Raw genomic sequence first — 4,881 nt, 5'->3', positions numbered from 1 at the left:
GACCAATTGGCCGGATAGGCCCGCATGAACTCCCTGGCCTTTTCCGTGCGGGCGCTGAGCCAGGCATCGTAGGCGCCTTCGTTCAGAATCGCCAGCATCCGTTTTTCGTTGCCGGGCTGCTGGTACCGGCTCATCAGGGCGTGGCTGTTGGCATTCACCGTGAGCAAGGTGTAGCTGACGATGACTTCGCCATCCGCGCCTGTCCAGCTCTCCCACAGGCCCGCCACACCCAGGGGTTGGCCATCTACCCGGGCAATGCGGGTGGGCACGGCCTTGCCGCTGCGCCAATCGTCTTCCATAAACGCCATCATGGGCACGATGCAGCGCTGCCCGGCCAGCCAGGCATCGCGGAAGTTGCTCGACGTGGTGACGGTTTCCGAGCGGGCATTGACCAGCTTGGTCGAACGCAGTTTGGCGTCTGAAGCCGACTTGACCCAGCGCGGCACCAGGCCAAACTGCCCGGTCACCAGCTCGTGCGAAAGCAGCGCTCGCGGGAGCTTTTCAGCGCCTGTGGGCTCGTCAACCTCTTCGGCTTCCCCAGCTTCTTCGGCTTCATCGACTTTTATCGCTCGGATAAAAACACCCGGCTTGCGCGGCCACACATTGCGTTCCACGGGCGAATCCGGGGCGGCCACGCCGAAGGCATCGGTATAAAGCGTCGCGGTTTTGATGCTCTCGTATTGGGTACTCATGCGGCGATGCTATCGCAGTGCCGCTACCGGGGCATGGTCCAATGACACCCATGCCCAGCCCCAGCTTCACTCCGCCCACCCCAACCGGCATGCCGCCACGCTTGATTTGCTTCAACAAACCCTATGGCGTACTGAGCCAGTTCACGCCCGAAGGCCGCTGGCGCGGGTTGAAAGATTTCATCGCGGTACCCGACGTGTATGTGGCCGGCCGGCTGGACGCGGATAGCGAGGGCCTGCTGCTGCTGACGAGCGACGGCGCGCTACAGGCGCGCATCAGCGACCCGCGCTTCAAGATGGAAAAGATCTACTGGGTGCAGGTGGAAGGTCTGCCGGATGAGACTGCTCTGGCCGCACTGCGCCAGGGCGTGCAACTCAATGACGGCATGACGCGCCCGGCCAACGCGCGGTTGATTGACACACCGCCGGGCCTGTGGGAGCGCAAGCCGCCCGTGCGCGTGCGCAAGGCGATCCCGACGGCATGGCTGGAACTCGGCATTCGCGAAGGGCGCAACCGGCAGGTGCGGCGCATGACGGCTGCCGTGGGCTTTCCGACCTTGCGCCTGATTCGCGCTTCCATCGGCCCTTATGCGCTGCAGGGCCTGGCGCAGGGCAGCTGGCGTGAGGCGCAAGAGCAAGCGGAATAGAAGGCGGAATGGGCCAACACGCCGCAGAAGTTATTGCCGCAAAATCTTCTCCATCGCCTTTCCTTTGGCAAGCTCATCAATCAGCTTGTCCAGCCAGCGTATTTTTTGCATCAGCGGGTCTTCGACCTCTTCTACGCGAACACCGCAGACCACACCTTTGATCAGCGACACGTTCGGATGCATGGCTGGGGCCTGGGCGAAGAAAGTTTCGAAATCATTCTGCAGCTTGATTTGTTTGTCCAGCCCCTTTTGGTCATAACCGGTTAGCCAGCAAATGATCTGGTCGACTTCTTCTTTGGTGCGGCCTTTGCGTTCGGCTTTTTGAACCAACATAGGGTAGACCTTGGCAAAAGCCATCGTGAAAATCTTGTGCTGGGGCATCGTCGTTTCCTTCTGCAAAGCGGCTATGCCTCTGCCTCGATCGAGGCCTTCAACCGGCCCAGTGCCTGGTCCCACTGCTGGGCGATCAAATCCAGTGAGCGACGGGCTTCGTCGAGCTGCTGTGGGTCAAACTGCCACAGGCGCTCTCGCCCCACTTTGACGTGATGCACCAGCCCCGCGTCGGCCAGCACATGCAGGTGCTTGGTAACGGCCTGGCGGGTAATGTCGGTGGTGGAAGTGAGCTGGGCAATTGACACGGCGCCGCCCACGCAGAGCACGGCCACCAGCCGCAGGCGGGTTTCGTCGCCCAGGGCGGCGAAGACGCCTGCGGGGCCGCGCTGGGGGGTCAAGACTTCAGAGGTTTTAGTGCGAGGTGACATATTTCTGGATATTCTCCATCTGGCCTTCCCAGCCGCCGGCGTTCATCCGAATGGCCTCTGCACGGCGGGCCACGGGGATTTTGTCAAAGCCTGATTCCACCACGCTGAGCAGGGTGCCCTTGCCGGTGTCTTTGAGCGTGAACTCGACCAGCGTGGTGGGCTCTTTCGAATAGTCAATGGCCGGGTCTACCGCGTAGGGGTGCCAGCGGTAAGAGAACAGCTTTTCGGGCTCAATGCGCTCAATGAGCACGTCAAACACCACGTGCTCGTAGCCCGGAATGGTGATGTGGCCTTGCACCTGCTGGCCGGCGATAAAGTTTTGGCCCTTGAGCGCCACGCCGAACCAGCCGCCAAATTCTTCGGCGTTCACCAGCGCGCGCCAGACCCGTGACACGGGGGCGTTGATCAAGGTGCTGCGTTCGATGCGGTCTGTAGATGATGAAGACGATGTCGTTGATGAAGTCATATGCAATCTCCTGGTTGCATTTATTATGCGCAAGTCAATTCAAAAGCGCAATAAAATGGTTGCATTAATTTGAAACCATTTTTATCGCCTGCGATAAATTGCAACCAGATGGGGAAACTGCACGCTAAATGCTTACCCAGCGCGTGAGAGCGTCGCACGGCTCACGGTGGTTTCGCCGATCGGGATTCCCCAGGGACGCGTGAAAGTGGCCCTGGAGCCCGTCTATTTGGCCGATGGCTTGTTCAGTGCCGCGGCATCGCGTATCAATGCCTTCAGCGCTTTCTCATCGACCTTGTCGCCCTCATGAAAATCAATGGCGCGGCGGGTGTTGCCTTCGAGGCTGGAGTTGAAAAGGCCCGAAGGGTCTTCGAGCTTTGCGCCCTTGGGGAAGGTCAGCTTCACGGCCTTCTTGTAGGTCTCGCCGGTGCAGAGGATGCCGTCTTTAGACCAGACGGGAACACTCCACTTCCATTCCTCGACCACATTGGGAACGGCCTGTGTGACGATGGCCCGGACGCGGGCGAGCGTCTCGCCGCGCCAGTCATCGAGGCCTTTGATCTTTGCGTCTATCAACTCAGAAGCTGAGCCTGATTCTTTTGCTTCAACCGGTGCGCTCTTGGTCTTGTTCATGTTGTTGCTCCATTCATCATGTCTGGTGTTTGCTCACATCTTTTCGCCGGGTAGCTGGCTGGCCTGTTTCACCCAGTCGGTGAGCTGCGCTTCGTCGAAGGGGTCATCTTCATGGATGTCGAGATAGCGCGTGTCTTGGCTCTTGGATTCACCCGGCGGAACAGGCCGTAGCGACGTGCCGCGAAAAAATGCCACCTTGACGTACTTCGTGAAGCAATGGACGCTGAGGAACCAGCCTTGGTCCTCCACACCGTAGAAGGGTGAATTCCATTTGACGGCCTTGTGCACACCAGGAACAGTGCGCACGATGAGCGCGTCAAGGCGTTGGCCGATGTCGCGCTTCCACCCCGGCATGGCCGCGATGTAAGCCTGCACGGGTGCATCGCCCTCGCCCTTGGGAATCTGCGGGTTGCCGCCTGAGAGCAGGGCCGGCTTGCCTGCCTTTGCCGCCACCCTGCTCGCATCGGGCTTCTTCTTGGCCATTGCATTCATCTCAATGCCTTGTGTCGAAGACCCGGGCAGTCAACCTGCCCGCGCCAGAACCTGTTCGAGCTTGGCAAAGAACTGCGGCCAGCCGTGCTTGGCGCCCTGGTAGGCCTGCTCCTGGTCCAGCCGGAAGCCCGACTGCTCCATGCGCAGGTGTGTGCCCGTGCCTGTGGGGGTGAGCGTCCAGGTGACGACGCTTTCAAGCCCATAGGCGGCCCAGGTGTAAGACAGCGTTTTGTCGGGCTCGATGGCCAGAACCTGGCATTCAACAGCGCCCCAGTCTGCGCGCAGGCTGAAACGCTGGTCCATGACGGGCTTGAAGTCGTTCTTCATGAGCCACTCTTCGATCAGGTGCGGCTGCGTGAGGGCGCGCCAGATTTTTTCGGGCGGGTAAGGGATCTCGCGCTCAACGACGACGGCGCGTGTTTCAGTGGAAGCAGCGGTGGTGCTAAGGGTTGCAGTGTTGCTCATTGGTCCATCCTTTTCAAAAGTGATTCGAGATGATCGATGCGGTCGTTCCAGAAAGCGCCATAAAAACTCACCCAGTCGCGCAGGACGGAGAGCGCCAGCGGCTGGGCGCTGTAATGCGTTTCGCGGCCCTCACGCCTGTCGTCCACCAGCTTTGCCTGTTTCAGGATGCGCAGGTGCTTGGACACCGCCGGCTGCGACACGCCCGCGCGGTCTGTCAGCGCACGCACGGTTTGCGCCCCGTCCTGGGCCAGGCGCTCAAAAATCGCCCGGCGTGTCGGGTCGGCCAGGGCTTTGAAAACTTCGTTGGCTACCTCGTTGGAAACTGTTTGCATGCCGAAATCATAACCATATGGTTATTGGTTTGTCAACCCACCTGGATCCAGAAAGTGAAGGCCCCGGGGATTCAGCCCCGTCAACCTCAGCGTGACCTGAGCGTGACAACCCGTTGCCATCATGGAAGGCAGTTCATGAACGCCGCCATTCAACAATGCCGCCTTTCTCTGACAGACAAACGCTTGCGATGCGTGCCAAATGGGTTTCAAGCGCCGCCGTTGGAGGCGCATAACGACCCCTTCCAGGAGATAGCCATGCCCCAGTTCGCCATGATTACCGGTGACGTGACTTACACACCGGGTGACGGTACGCCCATCGAGATCCCGCGCGTGCGCGTGGAAGTTGCGCTGGAGCCGGACAGCGCCACGCTCAGCTGGGACGCCGGCGACGGTGTTGCC

General features: G+C 60.3%; 9 protein-coding genes. 1 reads left to right on the top strand and 8 read right to left on the bottom strand.

Going from position 1 to position 4,881, the window contains the following annotated elements; genetic code table 11:
• The coding region (locus tag AC1DWI_RS13840; RefSeq protein ID WP_477725034.1) for an SOS response-associated peptidase at nucleotides 1-692 on the bottom strand (692 nt) is incomplete at its 3' end.
• A 50-nt stretch (nucleotides 693-742) separates the two neighbouring features.
• Here AC1DWI_RS13840 and AC1DWI_RS13835 point away from each other — a divergent pair.
• Nucleotides 743-1,336, top strand: coding sequence for a pseudouridine synthase (locus tag AC1DWI_RS13835; RefSeq protein WP_477671529.1), 594 nt, complete (start codon nucleotides 743-745; stop codon nucleotides 1,334-1,336).
• Between the two features lie 30 nt (nucleotides 1,337-1,366).
• On the opposite strand, the gene AC1DWI_RS13830 is transcribed toward AC1DWI_RS13835, so the two are convergent.
• The 7 genes from AC1DWI_RS13830 to AC1DWI_RS13800 form a co-directional block, all read right to left on the bottom strand.
• A complete protein-coding gene (locus AC1DWI_RS13830; protein ID WP_477671528.1) occupies nucleotides 1,367-1,717 on the bottom strand; it encodes a DUF2200 domain-containing protein in 351 nt (116 codons plus the stop codon).
• A gap of 23 nt (nucleotides 1,718-1,740) precedes the next feature.
• A complete protein-coding gene (locus AC1DWI_RS13825; protein WP_477725033.1) occupies nucleotides 1,741-2,097 on the bottom strand; it encodes an ArsR/SmtB family transcription factor in 357 nt (118 codons plus the stop codon).
• Nucleotides 2,081-2,563: an SRPBCC family protein gene (locus tag AC1DWI_RS13820; protein ID WP_477725032.1), complete on the bottom strand. Its 483-nt coding sequence runs from the start codon at nucleotides 2,561-2,563 to the stop codon at nucleotides 2,081-2,083. Before AC1DWI_RS13820 ends, AC1DWI_RS13825 begins: the two co-directional genes overlap by 17 nt.
• A gap of 222 nt (nucleotides 2,564-2,785) precedes the next feature.
• Nucleotides 2,786-3,193: a DUF1801 domain-containing protein gene (locus AC1DWI_RS13815; RefSeq protein ID WP_477671525.1), complete on the bottom strand. Its 408-nt coding sequence runs from the start codon at nucleotides 3,191-3,193 to the stop codon at nucleotides 2,786-2,788.
• 33 nt (nucleotides 3,194-3,226) lie between these two features.
• Complete coding sequence (locus AC1DWI_RS13810; RefSeq protein WP_477671624.1) at nucleotides 3,227-3,676, bottom strand: DUF1801 domain-containing protein; 450 nt, start codon at nucleotides 3,674-3,676, stop codon at nucleotides 3,227-3,229.
• 39 nt (nucleotides 3,677-3,715) lie between these two features.
• A complete protein-coding gene (locus tag AC1DWI_RS13805) occupies nucleotides 3,716-4,150 on the bottom strand; it encodes an SRPBCC family protein (protein WP_477671524.1) in 435 nt (144 codons plus the stop codon).
• The gene (locus AC1DWI_RS13800; RefSeq protein ID WP_477648908.1) at nucleotides 4,147-4,482 is read right to left on the bottom strand and encodes an ArsR/SmtB family transcription factor; all 336 of its coding nucleotides are present in this window, start codon (nucleotides 4,480-4,482) and stop codon (nucleotides 4,147-4,149) included. Before AC1DWI_RS13800 ends, AC1DWI_RS13805 begins: the two co-directional genes overlap by 4 nt.
• Nucleotides 4,483-4,881: the final 399 nt, after the last annotated feature.

The organism is Polaromonas sp. P3_C2 (genome assembly GCF_056402675.1).
This window is presented reverse-complemented; position numbering and strand designations above follow the sequence as displayed.

Bases quoted from the DNA above. Each gene is read 5' to 3' on its own strand.
- AC1DWI_RS13835 (WP_477671529.1), top strand. From the start codon at position 743: ATGCCCAGCCCCAGCTTCACTCCGCCCACCCCAACCGGCATGCCGCCA.
- AC1DWI_RS13830 (WP_477671528.1), bottom strand. From the start codon at position 1,717: ATGCCCCAGCACAAGATTTTCACGATGGCTTTTGCCAAGGTCTACCCT.
- AC1DWI_RS13825 (WP_477725033.1), bottom strand. From the start codon at position 2,097: ATGTCACCTCGCACTAAAACCTCTGAAGTCTTGACCCCCCAGCGCGGC.
- AC1DWI_RS13820 (WP_477725032.1), bottom strand. From the start codon at position 2,563: ATGACTTCATCAACGACATCGTCTTCATCATCTACAGACCGCATCGAA.
- AC1DWI_RS13815 (WP_477671525.1), bottom strand. From the start codon at position 3,193: ATGAACAAGACCAAGAGCGCACCGGTTGAAGCAAAAGAATCAGGCTCA.
- AC1DWI_RS13810 (WP_477671624.1), bottom strand. From the start codon at position 3,676: ATGGCCAAGAAGAAGCCCGATGCGAGCAGGGTGGCGGCAAAGGCAGGC.
- AC1DWI_RS13805 (WP_477671524.1), bottom strand. From the start codon at position 4,150: ATGAGCAACACTGCAACCCTTAGCACCACCGCTGCTTCCACTGAAACA.
- AC1DWI_RS13800 (WP_477648908.1), bottom strand. From the start codon at position 4,482: ATGCAAACAGTTTCCAACGAGGTAGCCAACGAAGTTTTCAAAGCCCTG.